15 protein-coding genes and 3 pseudogenes are annotated in these 19607 nt (G+C 68.4%); 7 read left to right on the top strand and 11 right to left on the bottom strand.

Translation table 11 applies throughout. The features are described 5' to 3' along the window. Positions 1 to 288 precede the first annotated feature (288 nt). The 5 genes and pseudogenes from C8E99_RS12655 to C8E99_RS12635 all read right to left on the bottom strand — a co-directional run bounded on the left by C8E99_RS12655 (position 289) and on the right by C8E99_RS12635 (position 4328). Positions 289 to 1050: an ABC transporter permease gene (locus tag C8E99_RS12655; protein ID WP_115932579.1), complete on the bottom strand. Its 762-nt coding sequence runs from the start codon at positions 1048 to 1050 to the stop codon at positions 289 to 291. A 117-nt stretch (positions 1051 to 1167) separates the two neighbouring features. Then, a pseudogene (locus C8E99_RS12650) lies at positions 1168 to 1901 on the bottom strand (ABC transporter ATP-binding protein). Next, positions 1898 to 2212 (bottom strand): annotated as a pseudogene (locus C8E99_RS12645) (DUF1048 domain-containing protein); the annotation flags it as partial. The pseudogenes C8E99_RS12650 and C8E99_RS12645, both read right to left, overlap by 4 nt. A gap of 72 nt (positions 2213 to 2284) precedes the next feature. Then, positions 2285 to 3853 (bottom strand): IS1634 family transposase, encoded by a 1569-nt coding sequence (locus tag C8E99_RS12640; protein WP_425452898.1) that lies wholly within the window; start codon positions 3851 to 3853, stop codon positions 2285 to 2287. 125 nt (positions 3854 to 3978) lie between these two features. Beyond that, positions 3979 to 4328: pseudogene (locus C8E99_RS12635) on the bottom strand (PadR family transcriptional regulator). A 522-nt stretch (positions 4329 to 4850) separates the two neighbouring features. On the opposite strand from C8E99_RS12635, the gene C8E99_RS12630 reads away from it, so the two are divergent. Continuing rightward, a complete protein-coding gene (locus C8E99_RS12630; protein WP_115932578.1) occupies positions 4851 to 6845 on the top strand; it encodes a hypothetical protein in 1995 nt (664 codons plus the stop codon). 176 nt (positions 6846 to 7021) lie between these two features. Here C8E99_RS12630 and C8E99_RS12625 read toward each other — a convergent pair whose 3' ends face one another. Beyond that, positions 7022 to 7828: a carbon-nitrogen hydrolase family protein gene (locus C8E99_RS12625; protein ID WP_115932577.1), complete on the bottom strand. Its 807-nt coding sequence runs from the start codon at positions 7826 to 7828 to the stop codon at positions 7022 to 7024. A gap of 54 nt (positions 7829 to 7882) precedes the next feature. On the opposite strand from C8E99_RS12625, the gene C8E99_RS12620 reads away from it, so the two are divergent. After that, positions 7883 to 9541, top strand: a complete 1659-nt coding sequence (locus C8E99_RS12620) for an FAD-dependent monooxygenase (protein ID WP_115932576.1) — start codon at positions 7883 to 7885, stop codon at positions 9539 to 9541. On the opposite strand, the gene C8E99_RS12615 is transcribed toward C8E99_RS12620, so the two are convergent. Both C8E99_RS12615 and C8E99_RS12610 read right to left on the bottom strand, forming a co-directional pair. Beyond that, positions 9528 to 10823: an adenylosuccinate synthase gene (locus tag C8E99_RS12615; RefSeq protein ID WP_115932575.1), complete on the bottom strand. Its 1296-nt coding sequence runs from the start codon at positions 10821 to 10823 to the stop codon at positions 9528 to 9530. The two genes, C8E99_RS12620 and C8E99_RS12615, sit on opposite strands and share 14 nt — an antisense overlap. A gap of 165 nt (positions 10824 to 10988) precedes the next feature. Beyond that, the gene (locus tag C8E99_RS12610; RefSeq protein ID WP_115932574.1) at positions 10989 to 11423 is read right to left on the bottom strand and encodes an SRPBCC family protein; all 435 of its coding nucleotides are present in this window, start codon (positions 11421 to 11423) and stop codon (positions 10989 to 10991) included. A 236-nt stretch (positions 11424 to 11659) separates the two neighbouring features. Here C8E99_RS12610 and C8E99_RS12605 point away from each other — a divergent pair, with 236 nt between their 5' ends. Further along, complete coding sequence (locus C8E99_RS12605; RefSeq protein ID WP_115933474.1) at positions 11660 to 12982, top strand: short-chain fatty acid transporter; 1323 nt, start codon at positions 11660 to 11662, stop codon at positions 12980 to 12982. Positions 12983 to 13121: 139 nt separating this feature from the next. On the opposite strand, the gene C8E99_RS12600 is transcribed toward C8E99_RS12605, so the two are convergent. The 3 genes from C8E99_RS12600 to C8E99_RS12590 all read right to left on the bottom strand — a co-directional run bounded on the left by C8E99_RS12600 (position 13122) and on the right by C8E99_RS12590 (position 15152). Then, positions 13122 to 13808 (bottom strand): thymidine kinase, encoded by a 687-nt coding sequence (locus C8E99_RS12600; protein WP_115932573.1) that lies wholly within the window; start codon positions 13806 to 13808, stop codon positions 13122 to 13124. Positions 13809 to 13823: 15 nt separating this feature from the next. Then, positions 13824 to 14102, bottom strand: coding sequence for a muconolactone Delta-isomerase (gene catC / locus C8E99_RS12595; protein ID WP_115932572.1), 279 nt, complete (start codon positions 14100 to 14102; stop codon positions 13824 to 13826). Positions 14103 to 14237: 135 nt separating this feature from the next. Further along, positions 14238 to 15152, bottom strand: a complete 915-nt coding sequence (locus tag C8E99_RS12590) for a LysR family transcriptional regulator (RefSeq protein WP_115932571.1) — start codon at positions 15150 to 15152, stop codon at positions 14238 to 14240. Between the two features lie 181 nt (positions 15153 to 15333). Between C8E99_RS12590 and C8E99_RS12585 the strand changes: the two genes are divergently transcribed. From C8E99_RS12585 to C8E99_RS12570, 4 genes are read left to right on the top strand one after another with little or no spacing between them, the layout of a single operon-like run. After that, on the top strand, positions 15334 to 16392 hold the full coding sequence (locus C8E99_RS12585) for a cyclase family protein (RefSeq protein WP_115932570.1): 1059 nt from the start codon (positions 15334 to 15336) through the stop codon (positions 16390 to 16392). 7 nt (positions 16393 to 16399) lie between these two features. Continuing rightward, on the top strand, positions 16400 to 17185 hold the full coding sequence (locus tag C8E99_RS12580) for an SDR family NAD(P)-dependent oxidoreductase (protein ID WP_211309045.1): 786 nt from the start codon (positions 16400 to 16402) through the stop codon (positions 17183 to 17185). Beyond that, positions 17178 to 18194, top strand: a complete 1017-nt coding sequence (locus C8E99_RS12575) for a 3-hydroxyacyl-CoA dehydrogenase (RefSeq protein WP_115932569.1) — start codon at positions 17178 to 17180, stop codon at positions 18192 to 18194. Before C8E99_RS12580 ends, C8E99_RS12575 begins: the two co-directional genes overlap by 8 nt. Beyond that, the gene (locus C8E99_RS12570; RefSeq protein ID WP_211309044.1) at positions 18178 to 19557 is read left to right on the top strand and encodes a short-chain fatty acid transporter; all 1380 of its coding nucleotides are present in this window, start codon (positions 18178 to 18180) and stop codon (positions 19555 to 19557) included. Before C8E99_RS12575 ends, C8E99_RS12570 begins: the two co-directional genes overlap by 17 nt. Positions 19558 to 19607 lie beyond the last annotated feature (50 nt).

Raw genomic sequence — 19607 nt, 5'->3', positions numbered from 1 at the left:
TGCGGGCTGTTCGCGAATGATTGGGCCTTGTTGGCCAGATCCTTGAACTTCATGGTCTCTTCTCCGTGGCATGGACAGCTGCACCCCTCCTCGTACGAGCGAGACCCCGGGCTACCGGCTGCGGAGGGGAATCGCATCCGCCGGACCCGGGGTCCCTGTCATCACTCGCACCTTCATCACTCGCACCATGATGAGGTGCTTTCAGCATAGGAAACGAACTTGTGCTCGCACCCCACACTGCCTGTGAGAAGGCTGTGATCCCTCACTGAGCCTTGCCGCCCACTCCACCTAACCGGCGCGGCGCCGGTAGACCAGCACACTGAGGGCATACCCGAGCCTCAGGATGCCCACACACCAGGCCAGGGCGATCCAGATCTCTGTGCCGACGGGTTGACCGCTGAACAGGTTGCGGACCGTGTTGACGATGGACGTCACGGGCTGGTGCTCGGCGAAGGCCGCCACCGGGCCGGGCATGGAATCCGTCGGCACGAAGGCCGAGCTGACGAAGGGCAACAGGATGAGCGGGTAGGAGAAGGCGCTCACCCCATCCACGGACCGGGCGCTCAGGCCCGCGATGACGGCCACCCAGGTCAGTGCCAGGATCAGCAGCACCAGGATCCCGGCGACGGCCAGCCACTCGAGCACCCCGGCTCCTGAGCGGAAGCCCATGAGCAGGGCCACGCCCACCACGATCGTCAGGGACATGACCGTGGCCACCACCGAGGTCAGGACGTGCGCCCACAGCACCGCTGACCGCGCGATCGGCATCGATTGGAAGCGTTCGAAAATACCGCCCTGCAGGTCCAGGAAGAGCCGGTACGCCGTATAGGTGATGCCCATGGTGATGGTGATGGTGAGAATCCCGGGCAGCAGGTAGTCCACGTAGGAACCGCCTCCGGTGTCGATGGCCCCGCCGAAGACGTAGACGAACAGCAGCATCATGGCGATCGGCATGACCGCCGTGGTGATGATGGTGTCCGGACTGCGGGCGATGTGGCGCAGGGACCGGCCCAGGAGGACTCCTGTGTCAGTGAGGAGGTCCGCACTCATGAGAGGTCACCTGCGCTTTCCCTCGCGACGGGACGGCCGTTGCCGCGATCATCCATCGGCCTCACGCTGGTCCGGACTCGAGATCAGGGCCAGGAAGATCTCCTCCAGGGTGGGTGGTTACTCCACGTACTCGACCGTCGCGGGCGGAAGGAGCAGCTTCAGTTCGGCCAGAGTGCCATTGGCGATGATGCGCCCGTGATGGAGGATGGCGATGCGGTCGGCGAGTTGCTCAGCCTCATCCAGGTACTGGGTGGCGAGCAGGACCGTGGTGCCGTCTGCGCGAGTTCACGGATGGCCTGCCACACCTCAAGGCGCGCCTCCGGATCGAGACCCGTGGTGGGTTCGTCCAGGAAGAGCACCGGCGGGTTCCCGATCAGGCTCATCGCGGTGTCCAGCCGGCGGCGCATGCCGCCCGAGTACTCCGCAGCCCTGCGCCCTCCGGCACCGGTGAGCGAGAAGCGTTCCAGCAGCTCATCCGCCAGGGTCCCGGCGTGGGGCAGGTGCCGCAACCGGGCCACCAGGATGAGGTTCTCGTGTCCCGTGAGTATCTCGTCCACGGCGGAGAACTGACCGGTCAGGCTGATCGATTCCCGCACTCGGCCTGGCTGCCCGCCAACCGCGAAGCCGTTGACGGTGGCATTGCCCGCCGTGGGCTGCAGCAACGTGGAGAGGATCCGGACGGCCGTGGTCTTGCCGGCGCCGTTCGAGCCCAGCAGGGCGAAGGCACTTCCGCGCTCCACGTCGAAGTCGACGCCGCGCAGCACATGGTTCTTCCCGTAGGACTTCTCCAGGCCCTGCACGTGGATCGCGGGTGCCGGAACCGGCCGGCGGACCGCCGTCGCACCGGTCATGGCGCACCCGCCGCACGATCGATGGCCTCGGCGAGGCGCGCCCGTTCCTTGCTGATCCACTGGTCCTCGGCGTAATTGGCCAGAAAGTCCTCGGCGAACGCCACGGGGTCCTCCCCCACGATCCCCCGGAGGGCCGTCCCGTCAGCGGCGCCCTGCTCGATGAGTTCCACGAGGTCCTCGAGCATCGTCACGAAGGTGTCCCCCTTGGTGATGGCCCCGTACCGGGTCAGGTACCGCTCGAGTGCCTGTTGCGCCTCGCGGTACCCGGCCGGCAGCGCCTCGGCACGGGCCCTGTACTGCTTCCACCGCCGCTTGTCACCAGCATTGCCGACGACCTTCTCTACCCACCAGTCATGATGAACCTCCCCCGACTTGGCTCATTCCTAGTGCCCTGATTTTTCAGGCAGGGTCTTGAGGATTTCCTTGGCTTCGGGGGTGAGGGCTGCGGGGATGGTGGCGATGGTCCCGTTGATCTCGACCAGGCCCTCTCGGAGGGGTTGGAGTGTCTTGATGATCCGGCGCAGGCTCATTCCGGTGGCCGTCTGGAGGTGTCGGCCTACGGCCAGGGCGCAGAACACGATGGTCAGGTGGGCCTCGATCGCATCCCGGGTGTGGTGGAAGATCGGGCGGGCCCGCAGGTCGGATTTGGCCATCCGGAATGAGGCCTCGACCTCGAACAGTGAGTGATAGGCAGCCACGACCTCGGCCCCGGAGAGTACCTTCATGCTGGTGTTGGTCACGTAGCCCTTGAGCCCGAAGAGCTGCTCGGCGGCCTTGGCCGCCTCATAGTCCACGGTCAGGGACTTTCGCTGGCCCGTGGTTAGGAACCGGGCCTTGCGCTGGGCCTTGCGTCCGGCGGCGATGTCCTCGGCCCGCTGGACCTGCAACGTGTGGTTGCGCCGGTCGCGGTGTTCGCGGGCCAGCCGGTCGCGGTGTTCGCGGGCCAGCCGGTACTGCCAGACCGCGCGCCGACGTGAGGACTCGGTGCCCTTCTTCAACTCAGTGGTGGTCTCGATGACCTGGCCATCGGCGAAGTGGTTGCCCGTCGTGGCGAACGTCTTGGCCAGGTCCATGGGGGCCTTGGCGTTCCTCGAGCCGACGATGTACTGGTATCCGGCCTCCTCCAGGGCCTGGATGTTCGCCCAGGAGAGCATGCCGGCATCAGCCACCACCAGCATGTCCTGCACCTGGTGGCGATCCCGGAAGGCGTCCAACACGGGGATCATGGTCCGGGTCTCGGCCTTGTTGCCCTCGAAGAAGTGCAGCTCCAGCGGGAACCCGTGCCGGTCGACCAGCAGTCCGACGAGGATCTGGGGGTCGATCCGGCGTTCTTTGGAGAACCCTGACTTGCGTAGTTCGTCTTCCTCGTCGGCCTCGAAATACAGGGTCGTCACGTCGTAGAGGCACACGCTGACCGCGCCACCGTCTGCGGCGAACCGGTAGGCCGCCGAGGAGAGCAGGTCCCGCCAGTTGTCAGGAACGCAGCGGGCCAGATGGCGCTTGAGCGTGGCATAGGAAGGCACGTTCTCCACGTTCAGCTCGGCCAACACCCGCAGAGAGTCCAGCTTCGAGGTTGGTTCGATCACCCGGGCCAGCACCAGTTGCTTGAGGACCTCGTCGTTCACGGCGCCGGTGAATCCGATCCTCTCGTAGGCCTGCTCCAGCACTTCCCACAGCACCCTGGGTCGGGTCCCGTGCAGCACCAGCCCGCCACCGGCATCCACGCCTTTGGCGGGGGCCGTGGTGGTGTCATCGGTGTGCAGGTCGAGGTCGAAAGCCATCTGCCCGGCCTGGATTTTCTCCCGCGCCACCTGTTCCAGCGAGGCCAGGGTCACCTCGTCGTGGGCCGACCCGAGGTGTTCAAGGATCTCCCGCTTGCCGTGGCGCTTCTGCGCGATCTGCACCGCGGTCGCCCCGGAGCTCGTCTTCACCCGCCGGATGTACACCCTCAACAGCCTAGAACCACCCCGGCTAGTGCCCCACCCCGCGACCAAGAACCCCGGAATCACGCGGAACTATGAGCCCAAAGCGACCGAATCACCGAAGAGTGAGCCAAGTCGGGTTCTCTACCCACCAGTCATGATGAACCTCCGTTGCGGAGCTGATCGAGATGTTCCGAGAGGAAGCTCCAGGTCCTCCAGAATTCATTGAGCTCCAGAATTCATTGAGGTAGTCCCGCCCGAGGGCATTGCGCGAGTACACCTTGCGGGGTGGTCCCTTTTCCGAGGGGAGCCTGTCCACATCGACGAGGCCGCGTTTCTCAATCCTGATGAGCAGGGCATAGACGGTGCCCTCGGCGATGTCGGTCAAGCCGTTGGCCCGTAGCCGCGCCGTGATCTCATAGCCGTAGGCCGGCTGCCCCGCCAGGATCTGGAGGACGATGCCCTCCAGGGTTCCCTTCAACATCTCCGTCATCAGGTTGGCCATGGATCCCACCCCCAGTACTTAGTTCTACTACCTAGTGGTAGGTAGTAGCACTAGGTAGTAGAGACGCAAGGGTCCGGCGGCCAACACCAGGATGGGCCCACCACATGACGAGACCCCGGGCTACCGGACGCCGTGAGGCGAACCGGACCCGGGGTCCCTGTCATCACTCGCACCTTCATCACTCGCACCTTGATGAGGCTCTTCCAGAGTAGGGATTCGACATGGGGACGAACCCCACGGCGCCTGTGCGTTCGCTGGTCGAGGTGACGGCTCGCGCCATGGCGGCATGGGCGTCCATCTCAGCCAATTGCCGGAAATACCCGATACTCCCCTTGCGTCAACACCTACTCGCTGGTAACTATGAGTGTCATCGCATGTGGCACTCGTCACATCCAGTGCTGTCACGGGCCCGCCCTGGACCCGTGGCAAACCACTGCGGACCAGCCGTCCGGCGATACCCCAACCGGTGAACCCGGTTGACGCCACAGCCGCATTCCTCGCGGCCTGACGCCAAGGACTCCTATGCACACCCGCTCTCGCCACCACCTGCCCTGGGCGGTGCTGGCCGCACTCCTCGCCCTCTTCCTCATTGCCGGGCTCGCCTTCTACTCCCTCTACAGCTCCAAGGTCGCCAACGGCGCCGCCCAGCTGGACAACGGCATGCGCACCGCCCAGACCGGAAGTGCAGACCTCAACGAAGGCGCCGTCCGGGCCGAAGACGGGGCCAAGGAGCTGGCCACCGGCACGGGTGTCCTGAAGGAGGGCTCGGCTCAGCTGGCCCAGGGGGCCACCGATGCCCATGAGGGATCCACCGAACTGTCCGCCGGGGCCACCGATCTTCACAAGGGGACCACCGAGCTGAAGACCGGCTCGGACCAGGCCTCCGCCGGGGCCGGAGAGCTCGCCGGCGGTGCCGGTCAGTTGTTCGCCGGCACGCAGGAGGTGGCGGCCGGCGCCGTCCGCGCGGACAACGCCGCCCGAAAGCTGGATGCCGGGGCAGGCCGGCTGACCACCGGTGCCCAGGAAGCAGCGGCGGGCGCCCAGGCCCTGTCCGCTGGTGCCGGAGAGCTGCAGGGTGGCACGGACACCTTGGCAACGGGTGCCGGCGATCTCGATGCCGGGGCGAAGGCCCTCCAGTCAGGTGCCGGCCAGGCCGCCGCCGGTGCCGGAGAACTCTCCACCGGTGCAGGCACGCTAGCGGATGGCGCACGCCAGCTCGGTGCGGGCGTGGATGAGGCAGCCGCAGGCTCCGCCGACCTCTCCACCGGCCTGGGCACCCTCTCGGCCGGGCTCACCGAGGCCTCTGCGGGTTCCACCGCCCTGAAGTCCGGCACCGACGAACTGGCCGCAGGCGCCTCCGAGCTGGAAGCCGGTGCGGCTCAGCTATACGCCGGGCTGCAGCAGGGCGTGGATGGCACCTCCGAACTCAAGGACGGCTCCGCGCAGCTCTCGGCCGGTCTGATCCAGTTGCGGGACGAGGTCCGGAAGAATCCCCTGTCCCCGCCGGACCTCCGCCTCGCCGTGGAACAGCTCGCCGCGGGCGGGCAGCAACTCGACGCCGGCGTCGGTGAACTCCAGACGGGCACGCTGCAGTTGCGCGACGGAGGCCAGCAGCTGGCGGACGGCACAGCCGCCCTGTCCACCGGTGCCGACCAAGCCGCGGCGGGTGCCACGGACCTGAACGCCGGGCTCGTGCGGCTCGACGCCGGCGGCAAGGAGGCGCTGGCCGGATCCCAGGCGCTGGGCCAGGGCCTGGACCAGATCCAGGCCGGCGTGAAGGGAACCAAGAAATCGCCCGGACTCGTGGGTGGCGCCGAACAACTCGAGGCCGGCGCAGGCGAGCTCGCCGCGGGCAATACCGCCCTGGCAGAGGGATCCACCGAACTGGTGGATGGCACGGGCCGCCTGCGCGCCGGTGCCGCGGAGCTGAACGCCGGGGCCGGGGAGCTGTCCTCCGGAGCCTCAGAACTGGCTGACGGCAATGGCGCGCTGGCCACCGGCGCAGGAACACTGCGTGACGGAACCTCAGAACTGGCCGCCAAGACTCCGGACCTGGTGGACGGTACGGGCAGGCTCACCACCGGAGCACAGTCACTGAGTGCGGGCGCCGTGCAGCTCCAGGAGGGCAATGCCGCCCTGGCCGAGGGGTCCGCGGCCCTGGAGACCGGCGCCAAGAGGCTGTCCGGCGGCGCCGGTCGGCTGGAAGGCGGCCTGGAGGAACTGCACGCCGGCGCCGGCGACCTGGACGAGGGTGCCGCCCAGCTGCAGCAGGGGGCCACCGCCCTGGCCGATGGCAACGGTGCCCTCGCCGAGGGCACCGGAAAGCTGGCCTCCGGCTCCCTGCAGCTCGTCTCCGGCACGGATGAGTTGCGCTCCTCCTCCCGAGCCGCTACCGCGGACCAGATGGTCACGAAGCCAGCCGGGCTGCTGCTGCTCATCCCGCTGCTGCTGTTGGCCATCCCGGTGGCCATGATGTTCGTGATGCGGCGCCGCGAGCGGTCCGTGGACTCCTACTAGGGGCCGGCGGACATGGCAGGGCCCCGGGTTGTCCGGCGGCGTGAGGGGAACGCCATCTGCCGGGCCCGGGGCCCTCTGTCATCACTCGCACCTTGATGAGGTGGTTCCACCCTAGGAACCGGGAGTGAGAATCGCCCGGGCGCCAGCTGGGAGGTCCCTGGCAATGCCGGAGCCGCCTAGGAACCGGCGGACCCCAACTGGCCCACGTCCGTGCGACGGTTGGCCAGCACGGGCAGGAAGGAGCGCACCTCGTCGATGCGCTCTCGGGTGACATCGGCGGTCTCGATCGCCTCTCCCTCCTCGCCGAGGAAGGCCACGGGCACGGCGAGCGGGTCGATGATGGCCGAGTGGCCCACGGTGTTGTCACTGCGCGTGCCCGCGGCCACGATCCACACGGTGTTCTCCACGGCGCGCGCCTTGAGCAGCAGCTGCCAGTGCTCGATCTTGTAGTCGCCCTTGAACCAGGCGGCCGGCACCAGCACGACGTCGGCCCCGGCCACGGCCAGCGACCGCGCCACTTCCGGGAAGCGCAGGTCGTAGCAGGTCATGATGCCGAACCTCAGGCCGCCGAGTTCCACGATCAGGGTGCCCCGGTCGCCGGCGGTGATGCGGTCCGATTCCTTGTACTTGAAGGCGTCGTAGAGGTGCAGCTTGCGGTAGGTCCCCAGGATCTTGCCCGTGGCATCCACCGCCACCACGGTGTTGTAGGGCCGCTCGGTGCCCGAGGGCTCGTACCCGCCGGCCACCACGGCGATGGAGAGGTCCGCGGCGATCCGCGTGACCTCGGAGACGAAAGCCGACCAGCCGGCGTCGACGGCCTCAGCCAGGGGGCCGTCCACATGCCGCACGGTGAACATGGACTCCTCGGGGAACAGCACCAGTTCGGCGCCGTCGTCCTTGGCGGATTCCGCCAGGCGCCGCAGCGTGGCCACGTTCTCGGCGACCACACCCGTGGGGCGGAATTGTCCGACGCTGATCCTCATGTGACCGTCCTACTCGCATGGTGTGAAACCGTCCACCCAGCCTAACCTGAGGCCATGTCCGCCGCCCCTGACCACGGTCCCGGACGCCGGGTCTCCACCGACGTCCTGGTGGTCGGCGCAGGGCCGACCGGGCTGATGGCGGGCGCCTGGTGTGCGAAGCTCGGACTCCAGTCCCTCGTGGTGGACGGCAAGGCCGGGCCCACGCGCGAATCCCGAGCCCTGGCCGTGCAGGCCCGCTCCCTGGAGGTCTACCGGCAGCTCGGCCTGGCGCAGGCCGTACTGAACGGCGCGACCCCCGCGACGTCCGTCAGTCCCGGGTTCGGCCACCGCACGCTGGGCACCGTGCGGCTGGACCGGGTGGGCCAGCAGTTGACGCCCTTCCCGGGAATCACCATCTTCGAGCAGAGCGCCAACGAGGAATTGCTGGCCGGCCACCTCCGGGACCAGCACCGGCCCGTCGCCTGGGGCACCTCGTTCCGGTCCTTCACCACCCACCCATGGGCGGCAGGCCCGGGCGGAACCGTCACCGTCGAACTCGACTCTCCTGAAGGGCTGGTCCAGGTCAGCGCCCGGTATGTGGTGGCCGCCGACGGCGCCTCGTCAGCGGTCCGGCGCGCCCTGGATATCGCCTTCGAGGGTGCCACCAACCGGTTCGAGTTCTACGTGCTGGACGCCTACGGAGTCACCGGCACCGAGTCCGGCATCACCCTGCGCGCCTCCCGTGAGCACTTCATGCTGGCCTTCCCCCTGGGCGACGACGGCCGGGGCGGCCGGCGCGCACGCCTCCTGGGGATCCTGCGCGCCGAGGACAGGAGCCCGGCGAATCCCGACGACGGCGCTGCCCCCGTGGCCGCGTCCCCCGCCGCCGAGGCTCGCGATGAGGCCCGGGCCCGCGATTCGCTGGCCGAGGAGTTCGGCGTCCGGTATGCCGGCACGGACTGGTACAGCACCTACCGGGTGCATCACCGCGTGGCCGACGCCTTCCGTGCCGGCAGGGTGTTCCTGGCCGGGGACGCCGCTCACATCCACTCCCCCGTGGGCGCGCAGGGGATGAACACGGGACTGCAGGACGCCCAGAACATCGTCACCAAGATCGCGGACGTCCTCGCCGGCCGGGAGCCCGAGGACGTCCTCGACCGCTATGAGGCCGAGCGCCGGCCGGTGGCCCTGAACCTGGTCCGAACCACCGACGTGGTGTTCGGCGCCGTCACCTCCCTCTCCCCCCTGGCACGCCTGGCACGGACGCGCGTCTTTCCCGTGGTCGCACCGGCCCTCCTGCGCGTGGTCCCTCGGCTTCCCCTGGGCGGCCGGATGTTCGGCTATCTCTCCCAAATCCGGATCCACTACTGGATGCCGGGGGCGGACCGCACCGGCCAACGGCGGCGGCGCCGCGGCACGGTCCTGGGCCGTCGCCTTCCCTGGGTGCCCGACGCCGGCCATGACGGTCCGGTGCCCGGCTGGGACGGGCGCGGAGACAACCATGAGGCGCTCAACACGGCCGAGTGGCAGGTGCACGCCTACGGTCCGGCCGCCGACAGGTTGGCGCGGGACCTGGCCGACCGCCACCAGGACAGGGTCGCGGGACGCGCCGGGCCGGCGTCGGGCCTGCCGGTGTTCGGATTCCGGGCAGCCCCGGAAGCCGGCCTGCCGGACGGAACGGCACTGCTGATCCGCCCAGACGGCTTCGTGGTGGAGCTGGTCAGTCCTCGATGAGGTCGCGGACCTGGACCACCTGGTCGCGGCCCGGGCCGACGCCGATCGCGGACATCCGGGTTCCGGACATCTTCTCGAGGGCCAGCACGTAGTCGCGGGCGTTGGCCGGCAGGTCCTCCATGGTGCGTGCGCCGGAGATGTCCTCCGTCCAGCCCTCGAAGTACTCGAAGATCGGCTTGGCGTGGTGGAACGCGGTCTGCGTCATGGGCATCTCGTCATGCCGCACGCCGTCCACGTCATACGCCACGCACACCGGGATCTGCTCGATGCCGGTGAGGACGTCCAGCTTGGTGAGGAAGTAGTCGGTGAAGCCGTTGATGCGGGTCGCGTAGCGGGCCATCACCGCGTCATACCAGCCGGTGCGGCGCGGGCGGCCGGTGTTCACGCCGAACTCGCCGCCCACGGTGCGCAGGCGCGTGCCCATGCCATCCTCGTCGAACAGCTCGGTGGGGAACGGGCCGGCCCCCACCCGGGTGGTGTAGGCCTTGACGATGCCGATCGTGCGAGTGAAACGGGTGGGGCCGATGCCCGCGCCCACGGAGGCGCCGCCGGCGGTCGGGTTGGAGGACGTCACGAACGGGTAGGTGCCGTGGTCCACGTCCAGGTAGGTGGCCTGGCCGCCCTCCATCAGGACCACCTTGCCCTCGTCGAGGGCATCGTTGAGCAGGATGGTGGAGTCCACGACCATGGGACGCAGCCGCTCGGCGTAGGACAGGAAGTACTCGGCGATCTCGTCCACGGTGATCGCCCGGCGGTTGTAGAGCTTGACCAGCAGCTCGTTCTTCTGGCGCAGGGCGCCCTCGATCTTCTGGCGCAGGATCGACTCGTCGAAGACGTCCTGGACGCGGATGCCAAGGCGGCCGACCTTGTCCATGTAGGTGGGGCCGATGCCACGACCGGTGGTGCCGATGGCGCGCTTGCCGAGGAAGCGCTCGGTGACCTTGTCCATGGTCTGGTGGTACGGGGCCACCAGGTGCGCATTGGCAGAGATCTTCAGGTGGTCGCAGCGCTGACCGCGGGCCTCGAGCCCGTCGATCTCCTCGAACAGGGCCTCGAGGTTGACCACCACGCCATTGCCGATCACCGGGACGGCGTTCGGGGACAGGATGCCGGCCGGCAGCAGCTTGAGTTCGAACTTCTCACCGCCGACGACGACGGTGTGTCCGGCATTGTTGCCGCCGTTGGGCTTGACCACGTAGTCCACGCGGCCGCCCAGCAGATCGGTGGCCTTACCCTTGCCCTCGTCGCCCCACTGGGCGCCGACGATCGCGATTGCTGGCATGAATGCATCTCTCCTGAGCAGGCCACGGCAACCGTTCTTGCGGCGGTCCCGTCCGGCCCTCGACATGGAAAACGCCCCCGGTGACCGCTCCCACGGTTCTCTGCCGTGCGGTGCATCACACGAGGGCCTTACAACCGGAGTTTACCAGTCAGGGCCCGCCAGGATTTAAGGCGCCGCCTCGGCGTAGTCTCGCAGCGACTCCAGCTGACCCGCATCCGCGTCGGCGAGCGCGGCGGCCAGGCCGAGCGCCTCCTCGCGCATGTCCTCCGCAGCGCGCACGGCGATGCGCAGGTGTACCCGGGTGGCGCCGGCGTCGGGCAGCAGGAGGTAGCCGTACTCCACGCGGACGTCCGCGTCATCGGCACCGGAGACCATGGTCAGCCCGTGCCCGGGCTCGTAGGTGGCCAGCGTGTACTGCCGCTGGTGGCCGCCGGTCGCATAGGAGAGCTCCTGGCCCGGACCCGCCGGACCGTTGACGTGCATCTCCTCGACATCGGCCAGCCACGCCGGCGCAGCGGCCCAGTCCGTGAGCAACTCCCACACCCTCGGGGCAGGCAGGTGCACCACGATGTCGTCTTCGAGGGCCGCGATGGTCAACATGGTCCGATCCTCACCCCTGCGCACCCCCGGTGTTAAGGGTGAAACGCCGCCGGGTTCCGCCGCGCCCCCGCCACACCTGCCTATGGTGGTGCCCGTCACCTTCGCCCAGGGCCCCGGGCGTCACCATCGCACCGCACGACGCCGGCCCCGCACCGTCAGGAGCCATCGGCATGTCCAGCACCCCGGGAACCACCGAAACGCCGCCCCGCAAGGAGGGCACCCCGCTCTCCCGCGCCATGCGACCCGTCAACCACGTGGTGGAACGGTTCATCCCGTCCGCCCTGGTCTTCTCGATCGTGTTGACCTTCATCGTCGCGATCCTGGCGCTGATCCTGACCGGCACCGGCCCCGGCGACCTCGTGGTCCACTGGGGCGACGGACTGGCCGGGCTGCTCGACTTCATCACCCAGATGGCGCTGATCCTGCTGCTCGGGCACATCCTGGCCAACACCGGACCGGTCCGGCGCGTGCTGGCCTTCCTGGGCTCGGTCCCCCGCACGGAGCTCGCCTCCTACGTGTTCGTCTTCGCCGTGGCCGCCGTGGCCAGCCTCATCACCTGGGGGCTGGGCCTGGTGGTCGGCGGACTGCTGGCCCGGGAGGTCGCCTATCAGGGTCGTGTGCGCGGCCTGAAGCTGCACTTCCCCATGCTGGTGGCGGCCGGCTTCGCCGGCTTCGTGGTCTGGCACATGGGCTACTCCGCCTCCGGCCCCCTGACCGCCGCCACCGAGGGATCCTTCCTCATGGACTCCCTGGGCGGACAGCCCGTGCCGATCAGCGAGACCGTGTTCTCCTCCTGGAACATGATCGCCGCCGTGGTGACGATCCTCGTGGTGGCCCTGGCGCTGTTCCTGGTGGCCCCGCGCCGCGGTGACAAGATCGTGGAGCTGGCGCAGGACGCCCGCGAGCAGGCCAGCGACGGTCAGGAGGAGATCGTGACCCCGGCCGACCGCGTGGACGCCAGCCGACTGCCGACCCTGCTGCTGGGCTTGATGCTGGTGGCCTACCTGGTGCTGCACTTCGTCCAGGGCGGCACGCTCACCCTGGACACCGTGAACTGGTCCTTCCTCGCCCTGATCCTGCTGCTGGTGCGCAACCCCTTCGAGCTGATCCACCTGACCAAGAACGCCGCCTCCAACGTGGGAGAGATCCTGCTGCAGTTCCCCCTCTATGCGGGGATCCTGGGCATGATGTCCGGAACCGGCCTGATCGAGGTGTTCTCGGACGCCGTTGTGTCCATCTCCAACCCGGTGACCTTCGGGCTGCTCGCCTTCCTGGCCGCCGGTCTGGTGAACTTCTTCGTCCCCTCCGGTGGCGGGCAGTTCGCGGTGCAGGGTCCCATCATGCTCGGGGCCGGCGCCGACCTCGGTGTGGACCCCGCGATCACCATCATGGCCGTGTCCTACGGCGACCAGTGGACGAACATGATCCAGCCGTTCTGGGCCCTCCCCCTGCTGGCGATCGCCGGGCTGAAGATGCGGGACATCCTCGGCTACACGACCGTGGTGCTCATCGCCTCCGGACTCGTGTTCGCCGGGACATTGCTGATCGTCTCCCTGTAGGGCTCAAGGCCGGGGTCCTGGCTGGGAAGCTGTCGGTCCATAGATCCGGGGCCCGAAAGTCCGCACACCGATCATGTTCCGGCACGGCAACTCGCGGTGTGCCTGGACACGATTGGTGTGCACGTTGCGCGCACTAGTCTCAACCCAGTCGGCCGCCGGATTCCTCGAGGTAGCAGACCCCGCAGAGGGACTCGTAGGTGACCTCCACGCCATCGATCGCCACCTGGTCGCCTTCGAAGACGAAGCGTTCACGCCGGGACTCGCGCGCACCGGCGGCCGGGCCGGCGTCGTGCCCCGCCACCGTGTCCACCACCTTGCGGGTGTTGAAGATGGCCTTGCGCCCGCACCGGCAGATGGTCTTGAGCTCCTCGAGGGAGTGCGCCACCTCCATCAGCCGGGCCGAGCCGGGGAAGGAGGCCGTGCGGAAGTCGGTGCGGATGCCGTAGGCCATCACGGGCACGCCCTCGAGCACGGCGATCCGCAACAGGTCGTCCACCTGGGCGGGCTCGAGGAACTGCGCCTCGTCCACGAGCAGGCAGGCGACGGGCTTGACCTCGGCGTCCACGTGCGTGAGCAGGGCGGTGGGGTCATCCCCGCGGGCCTCCTGGCGGAACAGTGCCATCAGGTCGGCCCCGGGCGGGATCAGGAAGTCGGCATTCCGGGTGACGCCCAGCCGGGAGACGATCTGGTCCTCGCCCTTCGAGTCCACCTGGGGCTTGGCCAGCAGCACCCGCTGGCCGCGTTCCTCGTAGTTGAACGCGGCCTGGAGGAGTCCGGTCGACTTGCCGGAGTTCATCGCCCCGTAACGGAAGTAGAGCTTGGCCACGATCGGTCCGGTGCGCTACTTGATCGAATTCGGGTGCTTCGCCAGCGGGGTGACCGTGATGTCCATGTAGGGGTACATGGGGAAACCGCTGAGGATGGCGTGCAGCTCGTCGTTGTCCGCCACGTCGTAGACGGAGTAGTTGGCGTATTCGCCGACCACGCGCCAGATGTCTCGCATCCTGCCCTCGCGCTGCAGGTTGCCGGAGTACTCCTTCTCCTTGACCTGGAAGTCCGCCTTGGTCTCGTCGGTCATCGACTCGGGGAAGGTCACGTCCATCCGTGCCAGAAACAGCATCGTCACTCCTTCGTACGGCGCATCATGTGGTGGTTGCGCTGGGCTGAGACCGCCGAGGGCGCTCGGCCGTTGCCACTATAGACCGCCCGCCGGACTCGTCCGGCGGCACAACCCTCGAGCACGACGCCGGCCCGTTCAGTCCAGGACGATGCCGTCCGGACGCTCAGGCTCGGGGTGAAGCGCGGCGAGCACCTCCAGGGCGGCCTCGGTGGCCCGGTTCGGCTTTTTCCGGTGGAGCAGTGTGGCGGTCAGATACCGGGCCGGGCCGGCCAACGGCCGCAAGGCCAACCCGGGGGTCTCCACATGGGCCACGGAGGAGATCGTGAGGGTGACACCGACGCCGGCCGCCACCAATCCCAGGATCGTGTAGGAATCCGGGGCCTCCTGGACCAGGCGCGGTGTGAAGCCGGCGCGGTTGGCCAGACGCAGCCCCATGTCCCGAACACTCGATCCCTGCTGGGCGGGGAACATGACCCACGGCTCCGAGGCCAGCCCACGGATGTCGATCTGCTCCTCACCGGCCAGCCGATGGTCCGTGGACACCCCCACCAGCACCCGTTCGTACTCGAAGACCCGGTCCTCGAGGCCGGAGTAGGTCAGGGGCCGTCGTCCGAAGGCGATATCCAGGTCACCTGCCGCCACCAGCGAGGGTGCCGCGCCGGCATAGACCATGGAGCGCAGGCGGAGGTCCACTCCGGGTGCGTCACGCCGGACGGCCCGGGCGATTCCCGGCAGCCACGGCCGCGAGGAGGCACCCGCGTACCCCAGGGTCACCGATCCGAGTAGGGGGACACCCTCCTGGTGGACGGCGCGTGTCATCAACCGGGCCGATTCCACCACCTGGCGGGCATGCGGCAGGGCGGCCTCCCCGGCGGCGGTGAGCTTGACGGCCCGGGTGGTCCGCCCCACCACCGGCTCGCCCAACTCCCTCTCCAGCTTCCGGATCCACTGGCTGACCAGCGGTTGGGCCACCCCGAGCCGCTCCGCCGCACGGGTGAAATGGAGCTCCTCGGCCAGCATCACGAACGCCTGGAGCATCTTGATGTCCATGAGTCCCCGTCCAGGTCAGAGGTATTCATCGTGTTCCTGCATAAAACTATCCCGAATCCATCTTGGACAGAAGTGAGAGTCGCGTGGACCATAGACACCTGTGGGTGGCGTCACTAGTCGCCGTGTGATACTTCACGGCCGTCAGCCGCCCACCCCGCACCATTGATCGAGAGAGACAGTCATGGACGAGCCACGGTCCCCGCGCTGGCGCCACCGGCCCGAACCCTCCACCTGGGGTGATTTCGGACCGGATGACGCCCTGGGCCGCATCAACCTGCTCACGCCCGCCAAGGTCGCCGAAGGCCTGGCCGAGGTCCACGAAGGGCGGGCCTTCACCCTCGGGCTGCCCCTGACCCTCCCCGGCGGCAACGCCCTGAACGCCAACCGCCTGCCACCCGTGGTGCGACCGACCCTGCGCCAAGGTCGCTCCGGCGCCAACTGCATCATGGAGCCTCTGTCGCCTGGCTCATCGGACGTACTCAGTGACGACCTCGTGGTCCTGCACAACCAGTACTCCACTCAGTGGGACGCCTTCGCCCATGTGGGCTCGATGTTCGATGCCGATGGCGATGGCGTTCCGAAGCCGGTCTACTACAACGGCTTCCGCGCCGGGATCGAGGTCCGGGGAACCACGGACCCGGCGGACTGCGGGATCCCCAGCCCTGGCCAGCCCACGACGGCGGACCTCGGCCCGGTCGGCATCGGCACCGTGGCCTCACATCCGGTCCAGGGACGTGCTGTGCTGATCGACCTCGCCCACCACGTCGGCACGGACCACCAGGTCGTCGGCTTCGACCAGATCCGCACCGTCTTGGACGCCGACGGCATCGAGGTCCGCCCCGGGGACATCGTCACCTTCCACACCGGTTTCGCGGCCAAAGTGCTCGAGATGGCCGGCGACCCGGATCCGGACGTGCTGCACCGCTACGGCGCCGTCCTCGACGGTCGCGACCCGGCGCTGCTGGACTGGATCACCGAGACCGGCATCGCCGCCATCGCGGCGGACAACTATGCGGTGGAGCTCTACCCGGCCACCCCCGCGCCGGCACCGGCCTCCATCCTGCCGCTGCACGAGCACTGCCTGTTCAAGCTGGGCGTCCCCCTTGGAGAACTCTGGTACCTCACCGACCTCGCCGCGGCCCTGCGGGAGGCCGGCCGCACGGCCTTCCTGCTCACGGCACCTCCGCTGAACCTGCCGGGTGCCTCCGGCTCACCGCTCAACCCGATCGCCACAATCTGAGGACCGTATGAACGAGGATTTCACCGCTGGTCACACAAGTACCCCCAGCACCACCAGCACCATGAACGCCGTGGGCACCGAGCGCCGCACCACCCGTGAACGGGTCCTGGTGACCGGCGGGGCCCACGGCATCGGTGCCGCCATCGCGGAACGCTGCCGCCAGGACGGCTACGAGCCGGTCATCCTCGACCGAGAGGGTGAGGACGCCATCCATGGCGACCTCTCCGATCCGGACTCCACCGCCCAAGCCCTCGAACGTGCGCTGGCCGACGGGCCGATCACACGCCTGGTGAACAACGTCGGGGCCGTGTTCCCCAACGCCGTCACGGACCAGTCCCTGGACCAGTTCGACGCAGCCGTGGCCCTGAACCTGCGCAGCGCCCTGCAGTGCATCCAGGCCCTGCTGCCCGGGATGCGAGAGGCCGGGTTCGGCCGGATCGTCAACATGTCCTCCCGAGCCGCCCTGGGCAAAGAGCTCCGCGTGGCCTACGCCGCCACCAAGGCCGGCCTGCTGGGCCTGACCCGCGTCGTTGCCCTGGAGGAGGGCCGCAACGGCGTCACCGCCAACGCGATCGGCCCCGGCCCCATCGCCACAGACCTGTTCACCCGGGCCAACCCTGCCGACTCCCCGAAGACCAAGGCCATCATCGAGTCGGTGCCCGTGCGGCGCATGGGCTCGGCCGAGGACGTGGCCCACGCCGCCTCCTACCTGCTGGACGCCCGCAGCGGCTTCGTCACCGGCCAGACCCTCTACGTCTGCGGCGGCCTGACAGTGGGACGCGCCGATGTCTGAGCAGGTGGCACAGCCTGAGAAGATCGCCGTCGTCGGCGGCGGGTCCATCGGCGTCGCCTTCGCCCTGGTCTTCGCCCGCGCCGGGCACCCGGTCACCGTGTGTGAGCCCGAGGCCGGCCGCCGGGAGGCCGTCCCCGGGGAACTGGCCGCGAAGCTCACCGCCCTGTCCGAGGCCGGCCTGCTGACCGAGTCCCCCGAGGCCATCACCACCCGCGTCACTGTCGAGCCTGAAATGGCCACCGCCGTCGCCGGTGCCGCCCTCGTCCAGGAATGCGTGCCCGAACGGCTCGAGGTCAAGCGCTCGATCTTCGCCGAACTCGGTGCGGCCACCGGCCCGGAGACCGTCCTGGCCAGCTCTTCCTCGGCGATCCCCGCCTCACAGACCGCCGAAAGCCTCCCCGCCGCGGACCGGATCCTCGTGGCCCACCCCGGCAATCCGCCATTCCTGCTGCCCGTCATCGAACTGGTGCCCTCCCCGCTCACCCGGTCGGCCGTCGTCGCCAGCGCCCACCGCCTCTATGCCGGGGCCGGGATGTCCCCGGTGACCGTCGCCAAGGAAGTCGAGGGCTTCCTCTTCAACCGTCTGCAGGGCGCCGTGCTGCGCGAGGCCTATGCGCTCGTGCGGGATGGGGTGGCCACCGTGGAGGACATCGACACGGTCATGCGGGACGGCCTGGGCCGCCGCTGGTCCTTCATGGGGCCCTTCGAGACCTCGGACCTCAACACCCGCGGCGGCATCTCCTCCCACGCGGAGAAGATGGGCCCGGCCTATGCGCGCATGGGCGCCGAACGCGGCCAGCACGATCCCTGGACCCCTGAGCTCGTGGCCGAAGTGGAGCGCCAGCGCCGTGCCCTGCTCCCCCTGGAGCACTGGGAGGACCGGGTGGCCTGGCGCGACGAGCGGCTCATCGAACTGCTGCAGACAATCGAACCTTCTGAACTTTCCGCACTTTCCGCACCGAATATCCCCCATCGCATCCGAAAGAGTGACCATGACCGCAACAACTGAACGTCCACAACGGTCCCAGAAGGGCAACATCCTGGACCGGACCGCCGGGTTCTTCACGAACCTGATGGACAAGTACCTGCCGGATCCACTGGTCATCGCGATCATGCTGACCGGCCTCACCATGGTCCTGGCCATCCTGGCCCAGGGCTCCTCGCCCCTGGAGGTCGTCGAGTACTGGGGCGGCGGATTCTGGGACCTGTTGGCCTTCACCATGCAGATGACCGTGGTGCTGCTGGCCGGCTACATCCTGGCCAAGACCCCACTGGTCGATCGCCTGCTGGACGCCCTGACCATCCGGATCTCCTCCCCGCGCACGGCCATCATCGTCGCCACCCTCGTGGGCGGCATCGGCAGCTGGCTGAACTGGGGCTTCGGCCTCGTCATGGGCGGCATCATTGCCCAGAAGCTGGCCATGAACGTCAAGGGCCTGCACTACCCGCTGGCGATCGCCGCCGGTTACTCCGGCTTCGCCGTCTACGGCATCGGCCTGTCCGGCTCCGTGCCGCTGCTGATCGCCACGGAAGGTCATTTCCTGCAGGAGCAGGTCGGCATCATCCCACTGGCGGACACCATCTTCTCGCCCTACCTGTTGCTGACCAACCTCGCCGTGCTCCTCTTCCTGCCGCTGTTCAACATGGCCCTGCACCCGAAGGACCCGGCCAAGATCAAGGAGATGGACCGCACGTCCCACGCTGTCGACGCCCCCATCAAGGAGCTCGACCAGCGCACCACCCTCGCGGCCAAGCTGAACAACAGCCCGATCATCGGCATCGGCATCGGCCTGATCGCCCTCGTCTACGCGTTCAACTACTTCTTCCAGGGCGGCACCCTGAACCTGGATGCGGTGAACTTCATGTTCCTGTTCCTCGGCATCATCCTGTTCGCCCGCCCCTCCGCCTTCCTGGCCGCGGTGAACGACGGCGTCAAGATCGTCTCCGGCATCATCATCCAGTACCCGTTCTACGCGGGCATCATGGGCATCCTGGTGGGCTCCGGACTCGTGGTGTCCTTCGCCGACTGGTTCGGCACCTTCTCCACCGCTGAGACCCTGCCGTTCTGGTCCTTCATCTCCGGCGGCATCATCAACCTGCTCGCGCCCTCCGGTGGTGGCCAGTGGGCCGTTCAGGGCCCGGTGATGATGGAGGCCGCCCAGGCGATGGGCGCCAACAACGCCGCCACCGCGGTCGCCGTGCAGATCGGTGACCAGTGGACGAACATGGTCCAGCCGTTCTGGATCCTGCCAGTCCTGGCCATCTCCGGCCTGAAGCTGCGGGACGTGATGGGATACATGGTGCTGATCCTGGTGTTCCTGGGCGTCATCTTCGGTGCCGCCGTGCTCCTCTGGGGATTCCTGGCCGTCTGACCGGCGGAACCGGAAATCCTGCAGAACAAGAACCGGAAGAACCGGAAGGA

This window comes from Citricoccus muralis (genome assembly GCF_003386075.1).
GTDB lineage: Bacteria > Actinomycetota > Actinomycetes > Actinomycetales > Micrococcaceae > Citricoccus > Citricoccus muralis.
This window is presented reverse-complemented; position numbering and strand designations above follow the sequence as displayed.

Coding starts and splice junctions, on each gene's coding strand:
- C8E99_RS12655 (WP_115932579.1), bottom strand. CDS start 1,050: ATGAGTGCGGACCTCCTCACTGACACAGGAGTCCTCCTGGGCCGGTCC.
- C8E99_RS12575 (WP_115932569.1), top strand. CDS start 17,178: ATGTCTGAGCAGGTGGCACAGCCTGAGAAGATCGCCGTCGTCGGCGGC.
- C8E99_RS12625 (WP_115932577.1), bottom strand. CDS start 7,828: ATGAGGATCAGCGTCGGACAATTCCGCCCCACGGGTGTGGTCGCCGAG.
- C8E99_RS12580 (WP_211309045.1), top strand. CDS start 16,400: ATGAACGAGGATTTCACCGCTGGTCACACAAGTACCCCCAGCACCACC.
- C8E99_RS12610 (WP_115932574.1), bottom strand. CDS start 11,423: ATGTTGACCATCGCGGCCCTCGAAGACGACATCGTGGTGCACCTGCCT.
- C8E99_RS12590 (WP_115932571.1), bottom strand. CDS start 15,152: ATGGACATCAAGATGCTCCAGGCGTTCGTGATGCTGGCCGAGGAGCTC.
- C8E99_RS12630 (WP_115932578.1), top strand. CDS start 4,851: ATGCACACCCGCTCTCGCCACCACCTGCCCTGGGCGGTGCTGGCCGCA.
- C8E99_RS12615 (WP_115932575.1), bottom strand. CDS start 10,823: ATGCCAGCAATCGCGATCGTCGGCGCCCAGTGGGGCGACGAGGGCAAG.
- catC (WP_115932572.1), bottom strand. CDS start 14,102: ATGCTGTTTCTGGCACGGATGGACGTGACCTTCCCCGAGTCGATGACC.
- C8E99_RS12585 (WP_115932570.1), top strand. CDS start 15,334: ATGGACGAGCCACGGTCCCCGCGCTGGCGCCACCGGCCCGAACCCTCC.
- C8E99_RS12570 (WP_211309044.1), top strand. CDS start 18,178: ATGACCGCAACAACTGAACGTCCACAACGGTCCCAGAAGGGCAACATC.
- C8E99_RS12620 (WP_115932576.1), top strand. CDS start 7,883: ATGTCCGCCGCCCCTGACCACGGTCCCGGACGCCGGGTCTCCACCGAC.
- C8E99_RS12605 (WP_115933474.1), top strand. CDS start 11,660: ATGCGACCCGTCAACCACGTGGTGGAACGGTTCATCCCGTCCGCCCTG.